At 67.2% G+C, this 25,314-nt stretch carries 26 protein-coding genes; 16 read left to right on the top strand and 10 right to left on the bottom strand.

Going from position 1 to position 25,314, the window contains the following annotated elements:
- Nucleotides 1–343 precede the first annotated feature (343 nt).
- The gene (locus ACWF0M_RS31040) at nt 344–1,894 is read right to left on the bottom strand and encodes a dolichyl-phosphate-mannose--protein mannosyltransferase (protein ID WP_452239387.1); all 1,551 of its coding nucleotides are present in this window, start codon (nt 1,892–1,894) and stop codon (nt 344–346) included.
- A 215-nt stretch (nt 1,895–2,109) separates the two neighbouring features.
- Between ACWF0M_RS31040 and ACWF0M_RS31045 the strand changes: the two genes are divergently transcribed.
- Genes ACWF0M_RS31045 through metG form a run of 4 tightly spaced genes read left to right on the top strand, consistent with a single transcriptional unit; the run spans nt 2,110 to nt 5,199 of the window.
- Nucleotides 2,110–2,349, top strand: a complete 240-nt coding sequence (locus ACWF0M_RS31045; protein ID WP_452239277.1) for a hypothetical protein — start codon at nt 2,110–2,112, stop codon at nt 2,347–2,349.
- Entirely contained in the window at nt 2,346–2,765 is a 420-nt protein-coding gene (locus ACWF0M_RS31050; RefSeq protein WP_452239278.1) for a type II toxin-antitoxin system VapC family toxin, read from the top strand. Before ACWF0M_RS31045 ends, ACWF0M_RS31050 begins: the two co-directional genes overlap by 4 nt.
- The gene (gene rsmI / locus ACWF0M_RS31055) at nt 2,762–3,604 is read left to right on the top strand and encodes a 16S rRNA (cytidine(1402)-2'-O)-methyltransferase (RefSeq protein WP_452239279.1); all 843 of its coding nucleotides are present in this window, start codon (nt 2,762–2,764) and stop codon (nt 3,602–3,604) included. Before ACWF0M_RS31050 ends, rsmI begins: the two co-directional genes overlap by 4 nt.
- A 29-nt stretch (nt 3,605–3,633) precedes the next feature.
- Nucleotides 3,634–5,199 (top strand): methionine--tRNA ligase, encoded by a 1,566-nt coding sequence (gene metG / locus ACWF0M_RS31060; RefSeq protein ID WP_452239280.1) that lies wholly within the window; start codon nt 3,634–3,636, stop codon nt 5,197–5,199.
- Nucleotides 5,200–5,248: 49 nt separating this feature from the next.
- Here the strand turns inward: metG and ACWF0M_RS31065 are convergent, their stop codons facing one another.
- On the bottom strand, nt 5,249–6,496 hold the full coding sequence (locus tag ACWF0M_RS31065) for a helix-turn-helix transcriptional regulator (RefSeq protein WP_452239281.1): 1,248 nt from the start codon (nt 6,494–6,496) through the stop codon (nt 5,249–5,251).
- A 140-nt stretch (nt 6,497–6,636) separates the two neighbouring features.
- On the opposite strand from ACWF0M_RS31065, the gene ACWF0M_RS31070 reads away from it, so the two are divergent.
- Nucleotides 6,637–7,548: an NADP-dependent oxidoreductase gene (locus ACWF0M_RS31070; RefSeq protein WP_452239282.1), complete on the top strand. Its 912-nt coding sequence runs from the start codon at nt 6,637–6,639 to the stop codon at nt 7,546–7,548.
- Here ACWF0M_RS31070 and ACWF0M_RS31075 read toward each other — a convergent pair.
- Both ACWF0M_RS31075 and ACWF0M_RS31080 read right to left on the bottom strand, forming a co-directional pair.
- Nucleotides 7,545–8,183 carry a flavoprotein gene (locus ACWF0M_RS31075; RefSeq protein ID WP_452239283.1) on the bottom strand — a complete coding sequence of 213 codons (639 nt, stop codon included), beginning with the start codon at nt 8,181–8,183 and terminating at the stop codon, nt 7,545–7,547. The two genes, ACWF0M_RS31070 and ACWF0M_RS31075, sit on opposite strands and share 4 nt — an antisense overlap.
- Complete coding sequence (locus ACWF0M_RS31080) at nt 8,075–9,298, bottom strand: helix-turn-helix domain-containing protein (protein WP_452239284.1); 1,224 nt, start codon at nt 9,296–9,298, stop codon at nt 8,075–8,077. Before ACWF0M_RS31080 ends, ACWF0M_RS31075 begins: the two co-directional genes overlap by 109 nt.
- A 102-nt stretch (nt 9,299–9,400) precedes the next feature.
- Between ACWF0M_RS31080 and ACWF0M_RS31085 the strand changes: the two genes are divergently transcribed.
- The 5 genes from ACWF0M_RS31085 to ACWF0M_RS31105 all read left to right on the top strand — a co-directional run bounded on the left by ACWF0M_RS31085 (nt 9,401) and on the right by ACWF0M_RS31105 (nt 12,556).
- Complete coding sequence (locus tag ACWF0M_RS31085; RefSeq protein WP_452239285.1) at nt 9,401–9,547, top strand: hypothetical protein; 147 nt, start codon at nt 9,401–9,403, stop codon at nt 9,545–9,547.
- Between the two features lie 37 nt (nt 9,548–9,584).
- Complete coding sequence (locus tag ACWF0M_RS31090; RefSeq protein WP_452239286.1) at nt 9,585–9,764, top strand: hypothetical protein; 180 nt, start codon at nt 9,585–9,587, stop codon at nt 9,762–9,764.
- 167 nt (nt 9,765–9,931) lie between these two features.
- The gene (locus ACWF0M_RS31095) at nt 9,932–10,939 is read left to right on the top strand and encodes a radical SAM protein (RefSeq protein WP_452239287.1); all 1,008 of its coding nucleotides are present in this window, start codon (nt 9,932–9,934) and stop codon (nt 10,937–10,939) included.
- A 19-nt stretch (nt 10,940–10,958) separates the two neighbouring features.
- Complete coding sequence (locus ACWF0M_RS31100; RefSeq protein WP_452239288.1) at nt 10,959–11,816, top strand: hypothetical protein; 858 nt, start codon at nt 10,959–10,961, stop codon at nt 11,814–11,816.
- On the top strand, nt 11,813–12,556 hold the full coding sequence (locus ACWF0M_RS31105; protein WP_452239289.1) for an AAA family ATPase: 744 nt from the start codon (nt 11,813–11,815) through the stop codon (nt 12,554–12,556). Before ACWF0M_RS31100 ends, ACWF0M_RS31105 begins: the two co-directional genes overlap by 4 nt.
- A 61-nt stretch (nt 12,557–12,617) precedes the next feature.
- Here ACWF0M_RS31105 and ACWF0M_RS31110 read toward each other — a convergent pair whose 3' ends face one another.
- Genes ACWF0M_RS31110 through ACWF0M_RS31130 form a run of 5 tightly spaced genes read right to left on the bottom strand, consistent with a single transcriptional unit; the run spans nt 12,618 to nt 17,858 of the window.
- Nucleotides 12,618–13,544 carry a phytanoyl-CoA dioxygenase family protein gene (locus tag ACWF0M_RS31110; RefSeq protein WP_452239290.1) on the bottom strand — a complete coding sequence of 309 codons (927 nt, stop codon included), beginning with the start codon at nt 13,542–13,544 and terminating at the stop codon, nt 12,618–12,620.
- Nucleotides 13,541–14,815 (bottom strand): ABC transporter substrate-binding protein, encoded by a 1,275-nt coding sequence (locus tag ACWF0M_RS31115; RefSeq protein ID WP_452239291.1) that lies wholly within the window; start codon nt 14,813–14,815, stop codon nt 13,541–13,543. Before ACWF0M_RS31115 ends, ACWF0M_RS31110 begins: the two co-directional genes overlap by 4 nt.
- A 13-nt stretch (nt 14,816–14,828) precedes the next feature.
- A complete protein-coding gene (locus ACWF0M_RS31120; protein ID WP_452239292.1) occupies nt 14,829–15,638 on the bottom strand; it encodes a carbohydrate ABC transporter permease in 810 nt (269 codons plus the stop codon).
- Entirely contained in the window at nt 15,635–16,549 is a 915-nt protein-coding gene (locus ACWF0M_RS31125; RefSeq protein ID WP_452239293.1) for a carbohydrate ABC transporter permease, read from the bottom strand. The genes ACWF0M_RS31120 and ACWF0M_RS31125 overlap by 4 nt, the downstream gene beginning before the upstream one ends.
- Nucleotides 16,542–17,858, bottom strand: coding sequence for a glycoside hydrolase family 36 protein (locus ACWF0M_RS31130; protein ID WP_452239294.1), 1,317 nt, complete (start codon nt 17,856–17,858; stop codon nt 16,542–16,544). The genes ACWF0M_RS31125 and ACWF0M_RS31130 overlap by 8 nt, the downstream gene beginning before the upstream one ends.
- Before the next feature lie 76 nt (nt 17,859–17,934).
- Between ACWF0M_RS31130 and ACWF0M_RS31135 the strand changes: the two genes are divergently transcribed.
- Nucleotides 17,935–18,852 (top strand): helix-turn-helix domain-containing protein, encoded by a 918-nt coding sequence (locus ACWF0M_RS31135; RefSeq protein WP_452239295.1) that lies wholly within the window; start codon nt 17,935–17,937, stop codon nt 18,850–18,852.
- Here ACWF0M_RS31135 and ACWF0M_RS31140 read toward each other — a convergent pair.
- Nucleotides 18,824–20,971, bottom strand: coding sequence for a discoidin domain-containing protein (locus ACWF0M_RS31140; RefSeq protein WP_452239296.1), 2,148 nt, complete (start codon nt 20,969–20,971; stop codon nt 18,824–18,826). The two genes, ACWF0M_RS31135 and ACWF0M_RS31140, sit on opposite strands and share 29 nt — an antisense overlap.
- A gap of 148 nt (nt 20,972–21,119) precedes the next feature.
- On the opposite strand from ACWF0M_RS31140, the gene ACWF0M_RS31145 reads away from it, so the two are divergent.
- The 5 genes from ACWF0M_RS31145 to ACWF0M_RS31165 all read left to right on the top strand — a co-directional run bounded on the left by ACWF0M_RS31145 (nt 21,120) and on the right by ACWF0M_RS31165 (nt 25,190).
- Nucleotides 21,120–21,542, top strand: a complete 423-nt coding sequence (locus ACWF0M_RS31145) for an SRPBCC family protein (RefSeq protein WP_452239297.1) — start codon at nt 21,120–21,122, stop codon at nt 21,540–21,542.
- A 617-nt stretch (nt 21,543–22,159) separates the two neighbouring features.
- Nucleotides 22,160–23,071, top strand: coding sequence for a TatD family hydrolase (locus ACWF0M_RS31150; protein ID WP_452239298.1), 912 nt, complete (start codon nt 22,160–22,162; stop codon nt 23,069–23,071).
- Nucleotides 23,071–23,493 (top strand): hypothetical protein, encoded by a 423-nt coding sequence (locus tag ACWF0M_RS31155; RefSeq protein WP_452239299.1) that lies wholly within the window; start codon nt 23,071–23,073, stop codon nt 23,491–23,493. Before ACWF0M_RS31150 ends, ACWF0M_RS31155 begins: the two co-directional genes overlap by 1 nt.
- The gene (locus ACWF0M_RS31160) at nt 23,490–24,551 is read left to right on the top strand and encodes a hypothetical protein (protein WP_452239300.1); all 1,062 of its coding nucleotides are present in this window, start codon (nt 23,490–23,492) and stop codon (nt 24,549–24,551) included. Before ACWF0M_RS31155 ends, ACWF0M_RS31160 begins: the two co-directional genes overlap by 4 nt.
- A gap of 24 nt (nt 24,552–24,575) precedes the next feature.
- Nucleotides 24,576–25,190, top strand: a complete 615-nt coding sequence (locus ACWF0M_RS31165) for a nitroreductase family protein (protein ID WP_452239301.1) — start codon at nt 24,576–24,578, stop codon at nt 25,188–25,190.
- Nucleotides 25,191–25,314: the final 124 nt, after the last annotated feature.

The following is a 25,314-nucleotide window of genomic DNA, read 5'->3' on the forward strand; positions in this document are numbered from 1 at the left end:
GTTCTTGACCCTCGACAAGCCAAGAACCTAGTCAGAGAACGGCATGCACCAACTCAGACGCGCAGACCCACCCACGGATACGTCACGAGAGCCGGTTATCCCCTCGTATTGGGGGTTATCTGCTGGTGTACGACAGGAGAACCCCCAACACGAGGGGATATCCATCCCTGTGCCCGCCCGGCCACCAATACTCGGCCCTACCCGGTCACTCCCATCCCAAGCCCGCCAACCCGGACGGTGTACGTACGAGGCAAGGGCCTGTGAACAACCAATGGAGTCGGAGCACAAGTAATAGCTTGTTCACCGGCCCCGGGTGGGGTGCTCAGGCCCGCGAGGTGGCTGGCTAGATCCAGGACTTGAACCACATGCGGCTGAGCCAGGCGGGGTGGGGGAGGACCTGGTCGGTGAGGATCGGCCAGATGTAGGCGAAGTTCAGGACCACCAGTACGACGAACGCGCCGACCACCGCGGTGCCGATCAGCCGGCGTGGGGTCGCCGTACTCATCGCAGCTCGGGCCGGGCCGAGGATCTTGCCGAGGATCAGGGCCAGCGCCATCACCGTGAACGGGATCATCGTGACGGCGTAGAAGAAGAAGATCGGCCGGTCGTCGAACGCGAACCACGGCACCCAGCACGTCACGTATCCAACGATCGGTATGCCGAGCCGCCAATCGCGCGTGCCTATCCACAGCACCAGCGCGGCGATCAGTGCGAGCGCACCTCCCCACCACAACAGCGGCGTACCGAGGGCAGAGATCACCTGCAGGCAGTTGGTCCCGGTCGGTGCGTTGCAACCCGCCGTACCGGGCTTGATGTCGTTGACTGCGTCGAAGCCGATCGGGCGGGCGATGATCGGCCAGCCGGCGGGGTTCGACGCGTACGGGTGGGTGGCGTGCTTGATGTAGTCACCGGTGTGGAAGGCCAGCACTTCCTTGTGGTACGCGAGCAGCGATCGGAAGTCGTCCGGCACCACCTTCATCACGCCGTGCGCCGGGTTGCTCGCGGCCCAGTTGTGGTCGTAGGCGTTGTCGTGCAGCAGCCAGCCGGTCCACGTCGCGACATACGTGACGACCGCGACCAGCACCAGGCTGACGAACGCCGGGATGCCGTCGACCAGGGCCGACTTCACGAACGCGAACCGCACACCGAGCGCCCGCCGGGCACCGAAGTCCCACGCGAACACCATCACGCCGAACGCGGCGAGCACCCAGACCGCCGACCACTTGGTGCCGAGCGCCAGGCCGAAGCAGATGCCGGCGGCGATCCGCCACGGCCGGATCAGCAGCCAGCGTCCGACGGTACGGCGCTCGCCGTCGGTGACCGGTTTGTCGAGGGTCTCGGCGTGCCGGCGGCGGGTCCAGTCGCGGTCGGCGACCAGGCAGGAGATTGCCGCGACCAACCAGAACGCGAGGAAGATGTCGAGCAGCGCGACCCGGGACATCACGAAGTGCAGGCCGTCGACCGCGAGCAGCAGGCCGGCGAGACAGCCGATCAGGGTCGACCGGGTCATCCGGCGTACCGTCCGGATCAGCAGCAGCACGGTCAGCGTGCCGAACAGCGCCGGCATGAACCGCCAGCCGAACGGGGTCATCCCGAACAGCTGCTCACCGGCGGCGATCATCCACTTGCCGACCTCGGGGTGCACGGTCAGGCTCGGGGTGTCCTTGAAGACGTCCAGGTTGCCGGCCAGGATCGCCTTGTCCGCCGCGCCCTCCGGCTGGTCGATGAACTGCCGTGCGTAGCCGAACTTGAGCAGGCTGTACGCGTCCTTGGCGTAGTACGTCTCGTCAAAGACGAACTTCACCGGGTTGCTGAGGTGCCAGAACCGCAGTACGCCGGCCAGCACGGTGATCGCCAGCGTGGCGATCCACCCGCCGTCGAAGTCCCGCGGCATCGCCGGGTACAACCGCTCCTTCAGCGGCGGCAGCCGTCTCCCGAGCACGTCCCGCCCGAGCGTCTCCCGCTCCGCGCCGGCGTCACTCCGCCGTACCGTCCCGTCCTCGATCACAGCAGCCACGCCCGCCATCGTACGGACGCCCCGGTACCACCGCCTCCCCGCGTCTGTGGAAAACCCGAACCCGCCGCGCCGAACCTCCTACAATCAGTCACATGAGCACGCCCCGCGAGGAACTACACGCGCTGATCGACGAGCTGTCGGACACAGCGGCCGCCGACCTGCTGCCGGAGCTACGCCTGCTGAAGATGCAAGCCGAGGCTCGGACCCTGCGCGCACCGAGCTCAGATTCCTGGCCTCCGGCGTGGTTCGGGTCGATCGACGGGACTCCGCCCGACCTCTCGGAGCACATCGACGAGATCCTCGGCGCGGAGTTCGGACGCAACCCGAAGTGATCGTCGTCGACACCGGCCCCCTGGTGGCGGCCGCACTGACCTCCGACGCCAATCACCAGCCCTGCGTCGAACTGTTCGCCTCCCTGCGTCTGAACAACGAGCGGCTGGTCGTTTCCCCGTTCGTCGTGACCGAGGTGTGCTACCTGCTGGCCCGTTCGGGCGGGTCCAAGCCGGAGGCGGCTTTCGTCCGTTCACTGGCGACCGAGGATTTCACCGTCGCTCCAGTCACTCCTGGGTGGCTCGAGCGCACCGCGGACTTGGTCGGCCAGTACGCCGATTTGCCGCTGGGGACGGTGGATGCATCCGTGGTTGCGCTGGCGGAGCAACTCGGTGTCGGTGAGGTCGCGACGCTGGATCGTAGGCATTTCAGTGTGGTGCGGCCGCGGCATGTCGATGGCTTTACGCTCCTGCCATGAGCGGGCGGTTGGTGTTGGCGGGGACTCCTATTGGGGATGTGTCGGATGCGTCGGCGCGGTTGGGGAAGGTGCTCGCCGCGGCCGAGGTGGTGGCGGCGGAGGATACGCGGCGGTTGCGGCGGCTGACGTCGGAGTTGGGGATCCAGCTGTCCGGGCGGGTGGTCAGTTACTTCGAGGGGAATGAGCGGGAACGTACGCCGGAGTTGCTGCAGGCGCTCGTGGACGGGCAGACGGTTGTCGTGGTGACGGACGCGGGGATGCCGAGCGTGTCGGACCCCGGGTACCGGCTGGTTGCGGCGGCGATCGAGGCCGACATCCACGTGACCGCCGTACCGGGCCCGTCCGCCGTGCTGACGGCGCTCGCGTTGAGCGGGCTGCCGGTGGACCGGTTCACGTTCGAGGGGTTCCTGCCGCGCAAGCCGGGGGAGCGCGCGCGGCGGCTCGGCGAGCTCAAGGACGAGCCGCGGACGATGGTGTTCTTCGAGGCGCCGCACCGGCTGACGCAGTCCCTGGAGGCGATGGCCGAGGCGTTCGGCGCAGACCGGCGTACGGCGGTGTGCCGGGAGCTCACGAAGACGTACGAAGAGGTGAAACGCGGCCCGGTCGACGAGCTCGTGACCTGGTCGAAGGACGGCGTACGGGGCGAGATCACCGTCGTCGTCTCCGGAGCGGACCCGGCCCGAACCATGACCCCCTCGCAGCTCGCGGAGGAAGTTGCCAAGGACGAGGAGGCGGGTACGCCGCGCAAACAGGCGATCTCCGACGTCGCGAAGCGCTTCAACGTCCCGAAACGGACCGTGTACGACGCCGTACTCGCTGCTCGGGACCCCGGTAAATAGCGCTGGCGCGCGCCACTACCCTTGTAGATATGTCCGAGAAGGCCTATTACGTCACCACCCCGATCTACTACGTCACGGCCCCGCCGTCCATCGGCAGCGCCTACACGACGGTTGCAGGGGACGTCCTGACCCGCTGGCACGCCCAGCGCGGCGAGCGCAAGTGGTACCTGACCGGTACCGACGAGCACGGCGAGAAGGTGATGCGGAGCGCCCAGGCACAGGGCATGTCCCCGCAGGCGTGGACGGACAAGCTGGTCGAGGAGGCCTGGAAGCCGGCCTGGGCGGACGTCGACATCGCGTACGACGACTTCATCCGCACCACCGAGCAGCGGCACACCGAGCGGGTCCGCGAGTTCTGGCAGAAGCTCTACGACAAGGGCGACGTCTACAAGGGTGAGTACGAGGGCCTGTACTGCGTCGGCTGCGAGGAGTTCAAGCTCCCCGCGGACATCCGCACGGACGAGGACGGCACGCAGCGGTGCATCATCCACGGCACGGAACTGGAGACGGTCTCCGAGACGAACTACTTCTTCAAGCTCTCGGCGTACGGCGACAAGCTGCTCGAGCTCTACGAATCGCAGCCGGACTTCGTGGCGCCCGCGAGTGCCCGCAACGAGGTGATCGCGTTCGTCAAGCAGGGCCTGCAGGACCTGTCGATCACCCGGTCGACGTTCGACTGGGGCATCCCGGTCCCGTGGGACGAGGACCACGTTCTGTACGTGTGGATCGACGCGCTCCTCAACTACGTGACGGCCGCGGGCTACGGCACCGACCCGGAGCGGTTCGAGGAGCTGTGGCCGGTCGACGTACACCTGGTGGGTAAGGACATCCTCCGGTTCCACGCGGTGATCTGGCCGGCGATGCTGATGGCCGCCGAGGTCGCCGTACCCAAGCAGGTGTTCGCGCACGGCTGGCTGCTGGTCGGCGGCGAGAAGATGAGCAAGTCGAAGCTGACCGCGATCGCGCCGCACGAGATCACCGACCACTTCGGCTCGGACGCGTTCCGGTACTACTTCCTGCGCACGATCCAGTTCGGGTCGGACGGCTCGTTCTCGTGGGAGCACCTGAGCGCGGTCTACACATCCGAGCTCGCCAATGGCCTGGGCAACCTGGCCAGCCGGATCGCGGCCATGGTCGGCAAGTACTTCGACGGCGCGCTGCCGGAGCCGACCGACCACGGACCGGCCGAGCAGGCGCTGGCGGACAAGCTCGCGCAGACGGTCGCGACCGCGGACAAGGCCCTGGACACGCTCGCGTTCCAGGACGCCCTCGCCGCGATCAACGAGCTGGTCGGCGCCGTGAACGGTTACGTCACCGAGCAGGAGCCGTGGAAGGTCGCCAAGGACGAGTCCCAGCAGGCCCGTCTCGCGACGATCCTCTACTCCGCCGCCGAGGTCCTGCGCGCAGTCGCCGTACTCCACAACCCGACGATGCCGAAGTCCTCCGCCAAGCTCTGGGAGTTGCTAGGCGCCGAGGAGAAGCTGGGCGCACTGCAGGACCAGCGAATTCAGGACGCCGGCACCTGGGGCCAACTCCCTGCCGGCGCCACCCTCACCAAGGGCGACCCCCTCTTCCCCCGCCTCGAAGAGAACTGAGGTTGGTATCACCGGCGAAAGTATCGCCGGTGATACTGACGGCTCAGGTTCATCCGACGGCTGTTGCGTGGTACAGGGCGGCGGCTTGGGTTCTGGTGGTTACGTTCAACTTGGTGAGGATGTTGGCTACGTGGAATTTGACTGTTGACTCGCTGATATGGAGGTCGTCGGCGATCGAGCGGTTGCGGTGACCCTGGGACAGGCGTTCGAGGACCTCGAGTTCGCGGGCGCCTAAGGGGGCCAACGGGTCGGACGTGATGGTGAGCGGGGCTTGTGAGGTGCGGAGGGTGATCCGGGCCGTCAGGCCCCAGCCGGGTACGGCGTCGAGGTCCAGGTCGCCCTCGTGCAGGCGGAGGCGTTCGGACAGCTGCCCCAGATCGAGTACGTTCGCCAGTAGTCCGGGGCCGTCGTCGCGGATCGTGGACAGCAGTTCCTTCCCGTCCCAGCGCCAGCCGACGCGGATACGGCGTACGTCGTCCTGCGTCAGCATCGCCAGTACGACGGAGCGGACCGCGACCCGGGCGGCGTGCGCGACGGCCGCCGGGATCAGTTGATCGTTGCGTGGGGCATCGAGTTCGAGCTCGACCGCGCCGTGCCGGAGCAGCGCCCGCAGCGAGTCCGCGAGCCGGTCGAACGCGCGGCCGGCCGGTTCCTCGCCGCTGCAGACCCGGTCTTGCTGTGTGTCGGTCCGCAGCTCGGCGAGGCCGTTGAGCGCCAGCTCGACCGCCATCGTCCGCGCCGCGGCGTCGTCGATCCGCTGGTTCCGCAGTACGCCGAGGATCGTCGCGAGCGTTGCCGCATGAGCTTCCCCGAGCTCCGCGGCCAGGTCGTTACGAGCCTCCGCGACGGCACGGTTCTGCGCCAAGGCGCCCGGTTCGCGTTCGAGGGTCAAGCGGTACATGTGCGCGGTGACGACGTCCCACAACGCCTGCAGCTGATCCGCCGGGACCGGGTGGTTGTCGGCCAGGATGTAGACGACCACCGAACCACGCGGCGCCCGGTCGCTCGAGACTGCGAGGACGGGGTGCTGCGCGCCCGCGATCGGGATCACGCCCTGCCACGGCTCGCCGGCGGTCACCGTACCCAGGAGGCCGGCCAGGTCCGCTCCCGTGATCGCGCCGCTCACGGCCGGATCGCCGTACGCCGTCACCGGTGTGGACGCGCACTGTGAGGCGAGCTGGGCGACCGCGCGGTGCGGGATCAGGTCCGCGGTCGCGAGGGACAACCGCTGGAGCAGCTCCTCGACCGGCCCGTCGATGACCTGCGCCGCTGTCGCCAGTAGCTCTGCCGCCTCCATGTCGTTCAGAGTACGTCGGTTGACGCATCCACCCGGACCCGTCTTTCGGACGGTGGACAACTGTCCGATCGGCCAGTCGGGAATGCGCCGGCGTGACGCAGCATTTATTGAAGCGACAACCAATTCATGGAGGCAGTGCTATGCGAGCGGTCGTGTTCGAGGAGTTCGGCGGTCCCGAGGTACTGAAGGTGCAGGACGTCGAGGAGCCGCATGCGGGTCCCGGGCAGGTGCGGATCAAGGTGCACGCGGCCGGGGTGAACCCGATCGACTTCAAGGTGCGCCGCGGCTGGACGAAGGGGTTCATCGACCCGGTGTTCCCGGCCGTTCCGGGGCTCGAGGTGGCCGGCGTGGTCGACGAGGCCGGTGCGGGCGCCGAGTTCGCGGTCGGCGACGAGGTGGTCGGCTGGTCCGACGGCGGCTCGTACGCCGAGTACGCGATCGGTGGGAACGTGGCGCGCAAGCCCGCGGGCCTGAGCTGGGAGCAGGCGGTCGGCGTACCGGTCGCCGGTGAGACCGCGCAGCGCGTGCTCGATCTGCTCGGCGTGAAGTCCGGCGAGACGATCCTGATCCACGGTGCCGCGGGCGCGGTCGGCTCGGTCGCCGTACAGCTTGCCAAGGCGGCCGGTCTGACTGTCGTCGGTACGGCGTCGCCCGCGAACCACGAGTACCTGCGGTCGCTCGGCGCGGTCCCGGTCGAGTACGGCGAAGGTCTCGTGGAGCGGGTGCGTGCAGCGGCGCCGGAGGGCGTGGACGCGGTCGTCGATACCGCAGGCAAGGGCGGTTTGCCCGAGTCGGTCGAGCTACGTGGCGGCACCGATCGGATCGTCACCATCGCGGACTACGCGGCGGCCGAGGCGCTCGGCGTCGGCTTCTCCGGCGGTGGCGGCACCCCGGAGTCGATCCGGTCCGGTCTGGACGCGCAGCTGCAGGCGGCGGCCGACGGCAAGCTGACGCCGCGGATCGCGCAGACCTTCGAGCTCGCGGACGCGGCCAAGGCTCAGGAACTGAGCGAGTCCGGCCACGCCCGCGGCAAGATCGTCCTCCAGCCCTAGTCCCGCGCAGCTCCGAGTGCCAGCTTCCACGGAAAACTATTCGTGGCGTCGTCACCCGTGCGCGGTGGATGTGGCTCGAACTCCCCCGGGCCGAACAGCACCCGCACACCTGCGGAGCGCAGTTCTTCCACGCTGCGAATGAAGGTCCGGTTTGCAGCCAGAGCCTGGTTCACGAAGGGAAGGGCAACGATCCGGACCCCTAGCCCGGTCAGTTCGGCTAGTTGTGTAAGCACGTAGTTGTCCGCGACACCAGCCGCCCACTTGTTGATTGTGTTGTAGGTGGCCGGGGCGACTATCACGGCATCGGCGTTCGGAGTCGGAGTGTTTCCCGGCCTCCGGTAGGTAGTTCGCAGGGGGTGGCCAGAACGGTTCGCCACGGAGTCCACGTCCAGGAAGTGTTGTACGGCGCTCTCGGTGGCGACGCAGTACACGTCCCAGTCGTCGTCGTGGGCCAGATCGATCATCTCGTGAATCTGCTTCGCCGGGCCCGCACCGCAGATGAAGAGATGAAGTACTCGCTGAGCAGTCACACTGTCACGCCCGCCCGAGTGGCCATGCCCTGAACCGAGCGGCTGAGAGGTCCACTGGCGCTGCTCAGCAGAGCACGGAGCAAGCCGTGCGCCAGCGGTCGGCATCGCACCTCTTGTGGAGCGAGTCGCTCGGCCTCCGCGAGCGCCCTGACCGCCTCTTCGTACTTCCCCGTGGAGGTGTACGACGTCGTGAGGTCGAGCAGGTAGTTCGCCCTTCGCTCGGGTGGCAGGGACAACGCGACGGCCGGATCGGTTCCCGCCACGTACTCGAGTGCGCGTCCATCCAGGTGAAGCCGGGTCAGCACAGCGACACGGTGCGCGGCAACGTTTGCCCGTCCAAAGATCGTGGAGTGGGTCCGATGCTGAGGGCCGAGCCGTGACACGACTGCGGCGGCCTCGTCATGCATCATGAGTGCCACCGAAGAATCGTCGATCTTTGCAGCCGCGATTGATGCCGCCAAGAAGAGCATTCCGAAGAGGGGCAGCAGGTCGCCGTCGGCCCGACTCAGCTGCGGACGCATCCGGTCGGCCATGCTCGTCAAGGCTACGATCGCGTCCGATTCCTGTCCCGAGCTGGTCATCGCGCGGGCCACACTTCGCGTCGCGCGAGCCAAGGCCACCGTGTCGTCCATCGGCAGGGCCGTTTGCATCGCGCGGTCCGCCGCGAGCCATGCGATGTGGTTCGCGTCGAACTTGAGCAGCATCGAGGAAGCGAGCCGATAGGTCATGACCAGTGATCGCCTCGCAGCGACTTCGTCACTGCTGCCCGACGTCGTCTCGGCGACGAGCTGGGCGTCTTCGATGAGCTTCGGTAGATGTTGGGCCACTGCGGTGAAGTTCGAGGACAGCCAGGCCTGGCCCAGGTAGTCCAGTTGGCTGGTGACTTGAGGTAGTGCCGGGTTCTCGCGAGTCGCTGCCCCGGCGGACAGGGTCGGGTATCGGCCGAGCGCAGAGCGGATTGCCTTGACCTCGACCACGTCGACGCAGTCGGCTGCCCGGCGGGCCGCCGGACCGTCCGTCAGGGCCTCCGGCGTGACACCGAGAACGTCGGCTACACGCTCCAGCATCGGCAGGCGCAGCAGGCTGCGTTCGCCTTTCTCGATCTTGTCGAGCCATGACGTGGAGCGGCCAACCATGTCAGCGAAGCGTTGGCGGTCGATCCCGCGACGCTCGCGCCAATATCTCACTCGGCGGCCAATCGCCGGCGCGTCGTCTTCCATGGCGCAGCACGCTCCCCACTGGCTGGTTCCCCACAGGATAGCTCGCCCTGAGTAACACATTTTGTACAACCAGTCTCTCTCCGTAGTTCGTAGGTTCACCACATGGAACACACCTTTTCCGAGGACGAAATCACGGCGTACCTGGCGCGCTGTCCGCCCGAGCATCGCTGGGCGTTCGGGCCGTACCTTCGCGGCGAACGGGACCTCGCCGGTGACGAGGTCGGCGACGGCGTCGAGCCGGCGGGCTGAGCGATCGATGCCCCGCGGCGAGCAGTGGAGGGTTCAGTTGTGGCTGGGCGATCACCTCATTGAGGAGCACATCGCCCCGACCGCGCTGGCAGAGCAGTACGCGAACGTGATCCGGCTGCGCATCCAGGGCCTGCCTGGACGTCGGTTGCACTGCGATCGAGTCAGCCAGCACGAGTTGGCGTACCCGGCCTCTCGCCCGTACGACCCTCGCGACTGACTTCCCGACGATCTGGCGGAATCGGCCCCACCTCTGGCGCGGAGTGATCGCTGCGCGGTGCCGGTTCCGCCGAAAGGCCAGTGGGCGGGCGTACTGGTGGTTCCCCTGGTACCTGCGCCCGCCTGCTGCTCCAAGCCCAAGCGGAACGACGAGTGAGGACACATGACGTGCCAGAGATCGGGACGAACGAGTACGAGACGCAGGAGAGCACGGTGCGAGATATAGATCTGCTCGACTTTGCGTGGTGGGAGATCACCGGGCGGTGTCAGCTGGCTTGCCAGCACTGCTACGCCTCGTCCGGGCCAGACGGCTCGCACGGCGTCATGACCACGGCCGACTGGCGACGTGTCATCACGCAGACGCATGAAGCAGGCGCGTCGACAGGGCAATTCATCGGTGGTGAGCCGACGCTCCACCCGGACCTGCCTGCGTTGGTCCGGCACGCTCTCGATGCGGGCATGGAGGTCGAGATCTACACCAATCTGGTCCACGTCACGAGTGCCATGTGGGAGACCTTCCAGCAGCCCGGTGTGCGCCTGGCAACCTCGTACTACTCCGATGATCCAGCCGAGCACCAAGCCATCACCACTCGGCCTACCCATCGAGTCACGACGCGCAACATCGCCCGAGCACAGGATCTCGGTATCCCGTTACGTGCCGGGGTGATCGGGGTCTTGGATCGGCAACGGGCCCAGCAAGGCATCGCCGCGCTGGAAGGACTCGGCGTACCTGAGATCGGCTACGACGACCTGCGAGAAGTCGGACGAGGCGCCCGCGACCGGAACCCCGGTACTGATCAGCTGTGCGGCAACTGCGGCGATCGTCAGGTGGCAATCTCGCCTTCTGGTGAGGTGTGGCCATGCGTGTTCTCGCGCTGGCTTCCGGTCGGCAGTGTGATAGTGGATCCGCTGGCCGACATCCTCCGCGGATCGCAGTTCAAGGCCGTCACCGAGCAACTCCGTGAAGCATTCGTACCGGCAACCAACTGCAGTCCTGATCTCTGCAATCCCAAGTGCGGGCCAACGTGCAGCCCCGCCTGCCGCCCGCAGGGGACCCGGCTTCCCTGTCGGCCGCGCGGCGGGTGCAGCCCCAACTATGGCTCCTGCAACCCGGACAAGACCCTATGCAACCCTGATAGGAACTGTGGACCCAACAAATGCCGCCCCACGAGATGAGCAGGACAAAGATCCAGGCGTGACCGACGATCAACTCCAGACCGACGAGTCGGCTGGGCAGCGTGCCTTTCTCCGCCGTGTCCTCGGCGAGGCGGCCGAACGGCTAGGCGTCGTACAGGACGGCGACGTCGTCTTTGGCTGGTTGGATCGCACGATCGGATCGGCCGCAGGACGCGCCGACGGCGCTCGATTCTGGCTGCGAGCAACCGCGGAGCACCACGACTGGGCGCGCGGCGAGGCCTGGACCGGCAATCGGGACGCCGCCGCAATCACCGGCGTACCGAAGCCTGACCTCGTCGACCGGGTGGAGTGGACCGAGGCACCCGTGGTCATTTACGCCGAACTCCTCAGTTACGTGCCCGATCCGCCGTGCTCCCCAACGCCGGAACTGACGACGCAGTTCGACCCACCGGACGCCTGGTGGGCCGAGCTACGTGCGGCCGTGACTGAACTCGCCACCCACGCCACCGCCCGAGGCGAGCACGACGCCGACGCCTACCTCCGCGAACTCGAAGACCTGTACGAGCGTCCGCTCGGCTTGCCTGCTCCCGACATGAGGACTGAACACACCGATCTGCATTGGGCCAACCTGACTCAGCCTGGACTGTGGCTGCTGGATTGGGAGTACTGGGGTAGTGCCCCGGCCGGATACGGTCCAGCGTTGCTGTATTGCCACAGCCTCCTCGTTCCTGCGACAGCCACACGTGTCCACGATGTGTTCGCCGACCTCCTGGACCGTCCGAGCGGTCAGATCGCCCAGCTCGCGGCTGCGGCCCACATCCTCAACCGCGCCCATCGCATGGGTGACTATCCCGAGCTGCGGTACCCGGTCCGGCAACACACCCAGCAACTTCTCGCGTCGCTGGAGGGGCGATGAACTCGTTGCTCATCACGAAGTTGACCTTCAGCGAGACTCCCGGCGATGGATGGCCCTTCACTCTCCCCGTCGTTCAAGCTCTTCGTAACGGGCTCGAATTCACCGCGCCAGTGACGTTCCTGGTGGGTGAGAACGGCTCTGGCAAGTCCACCCTCGTCGAGGCCATCGCCGACGTGTGCGGCATCAACTCCGAGGGTGGCAAGGCCGGCACCAAGTACTCCAGCACCGGACCGCGTACTCCACTCGGCGACGTTCTCGACGCTGAGCTGACCAGCGCCGGGCTGCGGTTCATCCACGGCCCGAGACTCAAGCGACGCGCATTCTTCTTCCGGGCGGAAACGCTGTTCAACCTGGGCAACAACGTCTCCGGCATGTACGGCTTCTGGGAGGACGACCTCACCGAGCAATCCCACGGCGAAGGTTTCTTCACCGTCCTCGAAACCATGATCTCCGGCCCTGGCCTGTACCTCTTGGACGAGCCCGAGGCCGCCCTATCATTCACCTCCTGCCTACGGCTGCTCGACTTCCTCGACCGCATCTCCAAGCAGGGCGGGCAACTCATCTGCGCCACTCACTCCCCGATCCTGGCCAGCCTTCCCGGAGCACAGATCCTCGAGATCGGTGATCACGGCATCCGCACCACGGCGTGGGACGAACTCGACATCGTCGACCATTGGCGCCGCTACCTGAGCAAGCCGAGGTCCTACCTCCGTCACTTCCTCGACGAGCCGCCGACCTGACCGCGACCCGGCAGCAGAAGGGCGACGAGGGTGACGGCGGCACCGGTCCAGACGGCGGGGACTAGTCCGAGTCGCCCGAGGCGTAGGCGAAGCGCGACGGCGGCGTCGGTACGTCGTCCACGCGCGGATCCCAGCGATCCACGAACCGCACCCCGGCCGGGACCTCGACGCACTCCGTCGAGGTCCAGCCGCGGGTGAGGGTCGAGAAGTCCGGCACCTCCGGGTGGTAGTGCGGCTTCCCGGTGCCGAGCTGGTCGCGGGCCATCGGCGCGCTCACCGCCTGGTACCGGAAGTCGGCCGACATCCGCAGCTGCTTGGTCCGGTTCGGCATCGCGCCGTGCACGGTCAGACTCCCGAACAGCAGCACATCGCCCGGCTGGTACGACGTCGTACGCCACTCCGGATGGTTCTCGTCCGCCTCCGCGCGCATCATGCCCGGCCCGTCGGACGCCTTCACCGGCAGTACGCCGAGCCGCGGCGACCCGGCCAGCACCCGCAATCCACCGATTTCCGGGGGCGCCGCACTCAACGGCAGCCAGGTGGTGAGCGTGTCCACAGACCCCTGGATGAACCGGTAGTCCTGATGGATCGGTGTCGGATTGGCCCCCGGCGACGGCGGCGCGATCCGGCAGATATGCGCCGGATGCGCGAACGCCTCCTCACCCAGCAACCGGCCGGCGAGCTCCAGCAACTCGGACCGCATCGCCAGCTGATGAAACGCCTCGGTGCTCTGAATCGCCGTGTAGGCCCCGAAGAACCCCGCCGACCCTTCCTCGACGGCCCGCCCCGACGCGACCAGTTCCCGCGGATCGGCATCCCGCGCCAACCAGTCGCTGTCGTAGAGGATCCGGGCAAGCTGCTCGTGAACATCCGCCACCACGTCACGCGGCAAGAGCCCCCGGAAGAACAAGTAACCGTCGCTCGCCAACCGCTCCCGCAGTACGGCGGCGTCCTGGAAGTCGTCGTACGAGTCGGTCAGTTCTTTCACTTGTCGTTTCCGATCTTGTCCATCGCCGCTGCGATGTCGGGGACGGGTACCTTGTCGAGGTACAGGTCGTTGACGGTCTTGTTGATCTCGGGGGACTTGGCGGTCCAGCCTTCGGCGATCGGGAGGTTGACGGTGCTGCCGGCGGCGGATTCGATGAACGGCTGGACGTCGATGCCCTTCTGCTTCCAGAACGCCTGGTAGCCGGCGCCGGCGTTGTTGAGGGCCGGGATGATGTAGCCCGCGTCGCCCATCAGCCGTTGTGCCTTCTCGGATCCGAGGAAGGCGACCAGCTTGCCGGCCTCGTCCGGGTGCTTCGTCTTCGCGAACATGGCCTCGGACAGGCCGTTGATCACCACGGTGCGCCCGGCCGGGCCGGCGGGCATCGCGGCGACCCCGATCGGGAATTTCACCTCGGGCAATGCGAACGGCAGCAGCGCGTTGTTCGCCGGGAACATCGCGACCTCGCCGCGGTAGAACATCTCGGTCGCCTGCCCGGTCGGCGGGTTGGTCCGGGTGCCGTCCGGCGACACCTTCCACTTGAACACCAGGTCCCGCGCGAACTGCAGGGCCTCGACCGACTTCTGGCCGGCGAAGTCGAAGGCGCCGTACGGCTTGTCCATCGCGTGGCCGCCGTTCGACGCGATCCAGTTCAGCCACTGGGTCTGGCTGTGGTTCCAGGAGCAGAAACCCCACTGCTTGCTGCCGACGGTCAGCTTGCGCGCCACCTCGAGGAAGCTGCCCGAACCGTCCGGCGCCCAGGTCAGCTCGGCCGGCATCGTGACCCCGGCCTTCGCGACCAGGTCCTTGTTGTAGAGCAGTCCGACGATGCCCAGGTCCTTCGGCATCCCGAGTTGCTTGTCCTCGAACTTGTACGACTGCACGACGTTCGGGTGGTACGAGTCGAGTTTCAGGCCGGCCTTCGAGATCAGGTCGTCGAGCGGCGCGAGGACGCCCTTGCTCGCGAAGTCCGGGAAGTAGTCGACGGTCAGCCAGAACACGTCCGGCGCCTTGCCGCTGGCGAGTTCAGTGGTCAGCTTGGTCCAGTACTGGTCCCACGGCAGCACCTCCATCCGGACCGTGATGTCCGGGTTCTCCTTGGTGAACTCCGCGAACACCGTCTTGTAGCCGACCTCCTGCTGCTCGTCCCACAGGCGGTACACGAGCTCGACCTTGCCGCCGCCGCTGCTCGCCTTGTCGTTCGACGAGCCGCAACCGGCCAGGGCGAGGACGCTGCCGGCGCCGATCAGAAAAGTTCTCCTGGACAAAGACATGAGAGCCTCCGAACTACTTGAGCCCGGTAACAGCGACCGAGCGGACGATGAAGCGCTGGAACAGGATGAACAGCACGAGCAGCGGCGCCAGCGCGATCAGGCTGCCGGCCATCACGGCGTTGTAGTCGACGCCGATCTCCCCCTTGAACAAGGCGATCCCGACCGAGAGCAGCCGCTTGTCCTCGCTGCTGGTGATGATCAGCGGCCACAGGAAGCTGTTCCAGTTCGCCACCACGGCGAGCGTGGTGACGGTGACCAGGATCGGTTTCGACAACGGCAGCACGATCGACACCAGCGTCCGGAACCGCCCGGCGCCGTCGATCCGGGCCGCGTCCTCGAGATCCGCGGGGATGCCGCGGAAGAACTGGCGGAGCAGGAAGATCGCGTACGGCGTACCGAGCATCGTCGGCAGCATCAGACCGGCCCACGTGTCGACCAGCCCGAGCTTCTGCATCATCAGGTACAGCGGGATCATCGTGACGACCGGCGGCACCATCAGTGTCGACAAATACACCCAGAACAACGCGTCCCGGCCCGGGAACGACAGCCGCGCGAAGGCGTACGCCGCCAGGACCGCGAACACCACCTGGCCGAGCGTGATCCCCGCCGTGACGAGTGCGGTGTTGACCAGGTAGCCGCCGAAGCCCGAGTTGAACAGCCTCTCGAAGGCCGACGTACTCGGTGGCAGACCAGGCTCCCAGGGCATCGTTTCCGACAGTTGCCCGGGGCCCTTGAAGGCGGTGAGAACGGTCAGGAAGTACGGGAAGATCGCGAACAGGCAGCCGGCCACCAGGACGGCGTACGTGAAGATGCGCAGTCTCATCCGGACACCTCGTAGGTCGTACGGCGTTCGAAGTAGACGAACTGGGAGATCGTCGCGACCAGGACCACCGCGAACAACAGCACCGAGATCGTCGACGCGTAGCCGAAGTCGAACTTGCGGAACGCCTCGTCGTAGATCAGGTACGTCGCAACCTCGGTGCTGTCACCGGGTCCGCCCTCGGTCATCACGAAGATCGTGTCGAACGCCTGGAACGAGCCGATCACGTTGGTGATCAGCACGAACAGCATCGTCGGCCGCAGCAGTGGCAGCGTGATCGTGAAGAAGTGCGCGACCGGCGACGCGCCGTCCAGCGACGAGGCCTCGCGCAACGACCGCGGGATGTTCTGGAGACCGGCCAGGAAGAACAGCATGTTGTACCCGGCGAACTGCCAGATGTGCACCGCCGCGACGCTCGGCATCGCCAGGACCGGCGACGACAGCCACGCCGGACCGTCGATCCCGAACACGCCGAGGAACTGGTTCAGCGCGCCCCGGCCCGGGTCGAAGATCCAGCTCCAGACCAGGCCGAGGGCGACCGGCGTCGCCATCCACGGAATCACCAGGAGCGCACGGAAATACTTCATTCCGCGCAGTTTCCGGTCGACCAGGAGTGCGAGGAGCAGCGAGAGGATGGTCGTACCGGGGACGCAGATCACCACGTAGTACAGGGTGACCAGCAGCGAGTGCCAGACGTCGGAGTCGGTGAACAGCCTCTGGTAGTTGGCAAGGCCAACGAACTCGGGAGTCGAGAGCAGCTTCCAGTCGAAGAGGCTGAGTACCAGGACGATCACGACCGGCGCCAGCAGGAAGCCGAGGACGCCGACCAGGCTCGGCGCGAGCAGGGCGTACGCCACGGCCGTCTGCTGCGCTTTCCCGATCTGGCGAGGACGCCGCGGCGCGGGCCTAAGCATCGGGATCCTTCAGCGGATGCGGACGCGGCGAGCTCGGGACGAGCAGCTCGCGGGTGCGATCGAGCCCCCATCGGTCGAGGTCGCCGATCGGGTCGCTCGACATCCGCAAACCTGGACCTTGAGCGATGTGTTGTGCCCAGAGCTCGCGCTCCTGGACGTCGGGCCGCACGATCAGGCAGTCGGAGTCGTTCGCCCACCACCGGCCGTGCAGGAACTCGCGCGCCACCGACGTGGACCGGGCGCCACGCTGACCGGGCTGGCTGATGTCGCCGGACGGTGGGTCGACCAACGGATCGGTGTCGGGCGAGACCCGCATGCAGTCGACGAGTCCGAGGCTCGGGAGGATCGGGGCGCCGCAGCCGTGCAGGATCCGGTTCGGTCCGACGGCCTCGCGCAGCAGCCGCATTCCGTGCCGGTACGCCGCGATGCCGTCGACCTGCTCGTGGCGCTGTCCGTCGATCGCCCCGGCGTACACGAAGTCGAGCTTGAAGTGGTCGTACCCCTGGCGGCAGAGCTCGGTGAAGACGTCCTGGATGTGGTGCGCGGCGCCCGGGTGCGTCACGTCGAGAACCAGTTGCTCCTGGCCCCAATTGGTGCCGGCGGAAATGCCCGGAATCAGCCATTCCGGGTGTTTCCGCGCGGTCTCGCTGCCGCTCGCGACCAGGAACGGCGCGACCCAGATGCCTGCGCGCCGACCACTCGACCGGATGTCGGCGGCGAGCCGGACGGTCGACCCGAAGTCGTCCCGCGGCGTCAGCCAGTCGCCGATCGCGGCCTGGTACCCCTCGTCGAGAAGGACCAGGTCGACGCTCAGGTCGTGCTGGTCGAACTGGCGCACATTGGTCATCACGTCGCGCTCGGTGACCTTGCCCCAGTATGCGTACCAGCTGCACCAGGACGGTCCGAACACGCGCACCGGCGGCGCACCGGCCGCGAAAGTGTCGGCCCAGTCGGCGAGCGCCTGATTGGGATTGGCCTGCGTCGTTGTCGTTTGCTGTACGGCGCCATCGGCCGAGATCACCAGCCGGTCGCCGTGGATGTCGGCGCGGATCGACGGGACCTCGTCTGGACCGGTTGCCGCGACGACCGTGACCTCGCCGGCCGTCGCGACCGCGAGCAGACCCTCGCCCTGGAAGCGGCCGGCGTCGACTCCGGGGCGGTACGCCATCACGTGATGATTCGGCGCCGTCGGACGCGGTGGATGCGCGTCGAGCCGGTACCAGCCGCTCGGGCTCCACGACTGCCATCCATGCTCGAAGACCAGCGTGGAGGCGTCGTACTCGAGCTCGGCGACGGTGCTGAAAGGCACGGATCCCTCGTTTCCCTCGGGTGCAGGATCTTGCTGACGTTCCGCTAATCTTGGGGTGCCTACGAGGAGATCCACCATGACGGAGCCTGCTGACTTCGAGCACGATCTTGCTACCCAGGTGCTCATCGAGCTGTACAGCGAGATCCCGCCGCCGAGCAAGTTGGTGACCGGGCACTTCCACAGTGGCGGCGACTATCGCGTCGTACGGCCGGACGGCGTGGGCAGTTGGTACCTGCTCTACACGGCGTCCGGTGCGGGGCGGTACGTGATCGGCCAGAACAAGCTGATGCTGCGCCACGGGGACGTCGTACTGGTCAGTCCCGGGACGCCGCACGACTACGGGACCGTCGGGACGTACTGGGAGTCCTGGTGGGCGCATTTCCAGCCGCGACGCGAGTGGCACTCGTGGTTGTCGTTGCCACAGGCAATGTCCGGGCTGTCCTACGTGCGGTTGACCAGGTCTTCGGAGACGGACCGCGTCGTCTCCGCGTTCGATCGGCTGCACCGCGACGCGCAGCGCGCCGGGCTGTCCCCGACCGGTGACTCCGAGCTGCACCTGCTCGAGAAGAGCGTCGCCACCGAGCTGACCATGAACGGCATCGAGGAGGTGCTGCTGACCGCGGTCGCGAGCCTGCGCCGGGAGACGCAACAGCTGGACGCTCGTGTGCATCTGGTGCTCGAGGCAATCACCGCCGACCCGGCCAGGCCGCACACCCTCACGTCACTGGCCGGGCTAGCGCAGGTGTCGGTGTCCCGCCTCGCGCACCTGTTCAAGGAGCAGGTCGGTGACTCGATCATGAACGTCGTACTCGCGCTCCGGCTGCAGCGCGCGGCCGAGCTGCTCGGCGCCACCGACATGTCCGTCGCACAGATCGCGGCGGCGGTCGGCTTCGACTCGCCGCACTACCTGAGCCGCCAGTTCGGCCGCCGGTACGGGATGTCCCCGACGGCCCATCGCAGCGCGGTCAGGAAGCCGGAGCTAGAGCTATATTGAGCTCGGTCGCCGCCGCGTAGCCCGCTCCGCCGGCCAGTCCCACGAGCCGCACGTAGCGTGCCGTCGTACCGGCCGGAAAGCGCGCGATCTTCGCCTCGACGGTGCCGTCCCAGGATCCCTTCGTCACCGACGTGAACGTGGTGCCGTCGATGCTCGTCTGGACGTCGTACGACGAGATGCGGCCGTTCGGTACGTCGGCGTCCTGGCGCGGTGTGTAGACGAGCGCTTGGATCGCACGCGGTGTCTTCAGGTCGAGGGTGATGTACTGCGGGAGCGGTGCATGGGGGCTCCAGTTCGAGTGCCACATGGTGGTGCAGCTGCCGTCGATCGCGGCCGATGCGCTGTACGCGGACGAGCCCTGGCTCGTGGCGGTCGCGGTCATCTCGTTCTGCGGCAGCAGGGTCAGCGGTCCGAACGGTCCGTCGGACGGTGGCGGCGTACCCGGGATCGCGGTCACCCGTCCGAGATTCGGTGCCTGGAGCAACGGATGGGTCCGCAGATAGTTGAGGAAGACCTCCTGACCCATCCGCGGTGCGCGGTCAAGCGCGGCGTACTGCTGGAAGCCCGGATAGCCGTAGTGCGCGCCGTGCAAGGGCATCGCGGCGCTCGTCGTCACTCGGTACGTCCTGTCGAGCTGCAGTGGCTTTCCGTTGATCAGGACCTTGGCCGGATCGACGCGGTCGCCGACGGGCCGACCGAGATCGTAGGTGTAGCGGAAGTTGGCCGAGGTCGCGAGCGCGGACAGCCGGGTGCAGCCGTACGCCGGCGGGATCCACTGCTGCTCCAGGACGGCCTCGACCGTCGAGCCGTTCATCGTCAGCGTGGTGATCGGCGAGATCCCGGCGACCGGCCACGCCTCGCCGTACGTCACCGTGCCGGCCTCCAGACCGGCGGCGATCACGTCGATGCCGAGATCGGCCGGTACCAGCGCGAAGTCGCCGTCGGCCTCCGTCTTGTAGAGGTCCGCGACCAGGTTGCCCGCACGGCTCTCAGCCTTTGCTGCAAAGTCGAGATCGCGATCGAGTCTGGTCAGCGGCTCCTGCTGCCGTGCGGTCCACTTGTCCATCCAGTACTTCACGATCTTCTGGATGCCCGGGTCCGGCGTGACGTCCTTCGTGACCGCGTGGTTGGTGGCCGCGGTCTTCGAGCGGATCACGTCACCGGTCGCCGGATCGAGCTCCAGGTTCACCTCGCCGAGCACCCGCCCGTGGTTGCTCGCCTCGAGTACCGGCCGCGGTACGCCGTTCGGGTCCGGGATCATGCAGTTGAACGCGGTATGCCAGTGGCCGCCGAGGATCACGTCGATATCGGGAGACATCGCCCGCGCCGCGTCGAAGATCGGACCGGTCGGGTTCTTGCACTCGTCGTACAGGCCACCCTGCTGACCGCCCTCGTGCATGCTGACCACGATCGCGTTCACGCCCTGGGCCTTCAGAGCGGCCGCGGCCCGGTTCGCCGCGTCGACGAGACCCTGGAACTCGAACCCGGACCCCTTGATCGACAGCGTCTCGGTCGGCGTCCCCGGGAAGCCGAGCCCGATGAACCCGATCCGCTGCGAGCCGGCCTTCGCGATCCAGTACGGCGGGAGCACCGGACGCTTCGTCCGCGGGTCGACGATGTTCGCCGCGTGGTACGCGTAGTCGGTGCCGTGGAAGTTGCGGCCTGTCGAGTCCTTGAAGCAGCTGTCGAAACCGGGCTTGCCGTAGCAGGCGCCGGTGGTCATCCGGCGAAGGAACGGGAACTCCCGGTCGAACTCGTGGTTGCCCGCGACATCGAAGTCCATCCCGAACGCGTTCAGCACCTCGATGGTCGGCTCGTTCGCGAACGCCTGCGTGTAGTCCGGCCAGCCGCTGAACTGGTCACCCGAGCCGATCAGGAAGCTGTTCGGCTTCCGGAGCCGGTCCAGGTGCGCCTTCAAGTACCCGGCGCCGCCGACCTGCTGCGTGCCGGACGGGCCGGCGATGGTCAGGTTCTCGGTTTCGGACAGGTAGCCGTGCAGGTCGGTCAGGCTGAGGATCTGCACCGGGATCGGTGCAGCGGCCTCGGCCGGTAGCGCGGTCGATCCCAGCACGAGGCCGAGAAGGGCGAGAACTGAGCTGATCCGGTTCTGTATGGCCATCGGCTGCTCCTGTCGGTCGGGCGGAACCTCGCTGCAAGGTACTCACCGCCGTACGGCGGAGGACATGGCCTCGAATGCTGACTTCCTGCACGATCCGGCTGACGCTTTTGTACAAGCGCACGACGGCCGGGAGTCGTACCGTCGGAGCATGACTGGGTATCTGGCCGTGGCCGAGATCGACATCGACGCGCCCGCGGCGCGAGTGTGGAACGTACTGACGAACCCGGACCAGCTGAAACAGCTGTGGTTCGGCGCCGAGGTGGAAACCGACTGGAAGGTTGGCAGCCCCATCACCTGGACCGGCGAATGGGAAGGCAAGCCCTACCAGGACAAGGGCAAGATCCTCGCCGTAGAACCCGAACGCCTCCTACAGTTGACCCACTTCAGTCCCCTGACAGGCCAACCCGACGTACCGGAGAACTACCACACCCTCACCTACACCCTCACGGCCAGCACCCACCTGAAACTCGAGCAGGACAACAACGCCTCCGAGGACGAGGCCAAGCACTCGCAGGACATGTGGGAGATGCTCGTGGCCAAGGTCAAGGCCGCCGCCGAATCCTCCGAATAACGAAGCGCTGGCCCACGGCCGATCGACCAACGGGGATATCCGGGTCTTCTGTGCGATGTGTGGGTGGTCGTCGCCCCCACCAGGGACCCGGGACAGGTTGTGCGGGGCCGCTGCCCACCACGCGGGTTCACCCGTGAATGACGGAGGTCAGTGGGGGAGAACTCCTGCTCGATCCGCGCCAATCCTCGAGAGCGGGGAAACAAAGTTGCACGGATCGACGATTTCTTTCCCCGCCGCACCGGCTCACGCGGGCCGCCCGTGCAGCCTCACGTCGAGTCGTGGCGTTGGGTTGCCCCTCGACACCGCGAGTCGTGAATCGAGGCTGCAGGTGACCGCCAAAGCCCACGACTCGACGCGGCAGGGGAGAACCCCTAACACGAGGGGTTATCCGGCCCTGTGCCCGGCTGCCGGGCCACTCGGCGCCGCCCAACTCAGCCCAGCCGACCCACACCTGCGTCACAAGACCGGATATCCCCTCGCGTTGGGGGTTCTCCCCTGGTGTACGAGCAGAGAACCCACCATTCGAGGGGATAACCGTTCCTTTGCCGGGTTCGTCGGCTGCCGCCACCCAGACCTCGGGCCGGAGGGTTCGCCGGCGACTCAGTAATCTGGGGCGCATGGGTGATGGTGTGGAGGTGGGTCGGCCGACTCGGGAGCGGGCTGCGGTGGGGGAGGACGGGCGGTCGCGGGATCGGAGTCGGCCGGCGGTTCCTGATCCGTTGCCGATGAGTGTGGTCGACGCGCACTGCCATCTCGATATCGCCGACGGCGAAGACGGGGACTGGTTGAGTCCGGCGGAGGCGATCAAGCTGGCCGCCTCGGTCGGCGTGACGCGGATCGTCCAGGTGGGTTGCGATCTGCCGGGCGCGGTGTGGGCCGTCGAGGTCGCTACGCGGTACCCGAACCTGATCGCCGGCGTCGCCCTGCACCCGAACGAGGCGCCGAAGCTGAAAGCAGCCGGTGAGCTGGACAGCGCACTGGCCGAGATCGAGCGGCTCGCGGCGAGCAGCGACAAGGTCCGGGTGATCGGGGAGACCGGGCTCGACTACTTCCGTACCGGCGAGGACGGGCAGGCCGCGCAGCACGAGTCGTTCGCCGCGCACATCGAGCTGGCGAAGCGGCTGGGCAAGACGCTGATGATCCACGACCGCGACGCGCACGACGACATCCTGCGGATCCTGGATCGCGAAGGCGTACCGGACCGGGTCGTGATGCACTGCTTCTCCGGCGACACCGAGTTCGCCCGCGAATGCGCGAACCGCGGCGCCTACCTGAGCTTCGCCGGCGTCGTCACGTTCAAGAACGCCCAGTCCCTCCGCGACGCCCTCGCCGTCACCCCCCTCGACCGCATCCTCGTCGAAACCGACGCCCCCTACCTGACGCCCTCGCCGTACCGCGGCAAACCGAACGCCTCGTACCTCATCCCGCACACGGTCCGCAAAATGGCCGACGTACTGAACATCTCGGTCCCCGAACTCTGCACCGCCCTCAACAACAACGCCAACCGCGCCTTCGGAGGGCCTTGGTAATGGTGGACTTCGATGCAGTGGACGGACAGATCCGGGAGCTGTCCGCGTCGCTGCGCGGGGCCGACGAGGCCGCTGTGTCCGCTGAGGTAGAGCGACTGAAGGCGTTGGCGGAACAGATCGCGGACGAGCGTTCCCGCCGCCTGGCGTTGATCAGAGTAGAGAAGCTGCCTGCGCTGATCCGCGGGCCGCAGCCCGGCACGAGCCCGCAGTACTGGCGCGCGGCCAGCGTGGTAGCGCAGGCGATCAGCGACAAGGGGTCGGCGGGGGAGCGGATCGCGCACGCCGAGCGTGCCAAGGCCGAGGTTGCCGAGCTGTCCAGACAGGCTCCGCGTCGCGAGTCGATGACGATCCTCCGGATGAATTCGTCCCTGGTCCGGCTGATCCAGCGCCTTCGGCTTGAGGGCGCGGACGGCGGATCGTGACCGGCGAGGTCAACGAGATCTCGCCGCAGTCCTGGGAGTACCGGCTGGTGGCCGCGGTGGTGTACGCCGTCGAGCGGCGGGTCGGTGGCGGCGCGGACGGTCCTCGGTCCCGGTGGAACGGCCGGCTGCTCGAGGAAACCGACGAGGAAGCGCTGGGGGCCGCGGACCCGGACGGCGCCTTGTGGGTATCCGTCGCCGATGTTCTGGAGCCGTTGCGTCAGGCCCGGGATCTCGACCGGCCGCTGACCGATTACGAGGCGTTGAAGGTACGCGATGCGATGGCGACCTTGACGCACGAAGCCGCGCATCTGATGGCCCCGTCCGGCGACCCGGAGGCACCGGAGGCCTATCCGTACGACGATTCGGCGTATGCGTTCGACGAAGGTCGCATCGAGCACTGGACGCTGGACAACCTCGACCTGGTCATCGAGGACGTGTTCACGAAGGTCGGGCTGGAAGAGGCTGCGGCGGTGGTGCAGTCGCAGGAGGACATCGACGCGTACCCGGCCTATACCGCTGCCGTCCGAGACATCGACGAGGCCTTGGCCGAGCGCGGTGGGCTGACCGGCGAGGAAGTGACACATCAGCTGATGTGTACCGACGACGCGCAACGGTGGAACGTCGCGGTCGACCTGGTGATCGACAAACGTCTCGCCGAGCCGGACCTGATGCCCGAGGCGCATCGCGCCGAGGTGCGGAAACAGTTGGTGGCGCCGCTGCGCGATGCGCTCGTCCGTCTGGTCGAGGTTGAGGCCGACGAGTCCCTGGAGAGCGAGCAGCAGTCCGACGAGGCTACGAAGGTCGCCCGGCAGGCGGTTGCTGCGCTGGACAAGGAGCTCGGTCGGATCGAAGGTGACTATCGCAGCAAGCAACAGGTGCAGCTTTCGCCTGAGTTCAAGCGGTTGCAGGAGGTTACGGGTGGGCAGGCGGCTGCGGTTGGTGCGACGGGGCGGTCGGTGGGTGGGGCGGATCGGGGGCCGGCGGCGCCGGACAGCGGCTCCCGCGGGCAACAGCGCCCGCGGCGGCCGGTTGGTCCGCACACGCCTCGCCTGGGCTGAGTGAGTACCTGATAGACAGGCGTCATGGAGTTCGAGGACGTCGTACGGCGGCGGCGGATGGTGCGGAACTACGACCCGGATCGGCCCGTGGCGGATGAGGTGCGGGAGCGGATTCTCGAGAACGGGTTGCGGGCGCCTTCGGGTGGGTTCAGTCAGGGGTGGGCGTTCCTGACGCTCGAGGGGGACGAGCGCGAGCGGTACTGGCGGATCGCGGCCGAGGATCCGGATCCGAAGTATGTTGAATGGATCACAGGGCTGCGCCGGGCGCCGCTGCTGATTCTGGCCTTCGCGCACAAGGACGCGTACCTCGATCGGTACACCGAGGCGGACAAGGGCTGGACCGATCGCGACGAGGGTCGCTGGACGGCGCCGTACTGGTACGTCGACACCGGGATGGCGGTCCTGCTGATGCTGCAGACGGTCGTCGACGAAGGCCTGGGAGCCTGCTTTTTCGGGCCTCCCGCGGACAAAGTGGGGCGGTTGCTCAAGGAGTTCGGCGTACCCGAGGGGTTCGATCCGGTTGGGGTGCTGTCGGTCGGTCACCGGGCTCCGGACAAGCGGTCGCCGTCACTGAAACGGGGGCGCCGGACGACCGCTGAAGTGGTGCATCGGGGGCAGTGGGGAAATCACACGGTGTAAGGGTGCCGTTACACCTATTTACGACTCGCCGACCAGGGGATTGGCACTTTAGCGACTTCTTCGTTATGGTCCCGTGATGTTGGCCGGGATCGGGGAAGGTTCCGGGCACAGCACGCCCCTCGGC

Source organism: Kribbella sp. NPDC055110 (genome assembly GCF_053607525.1).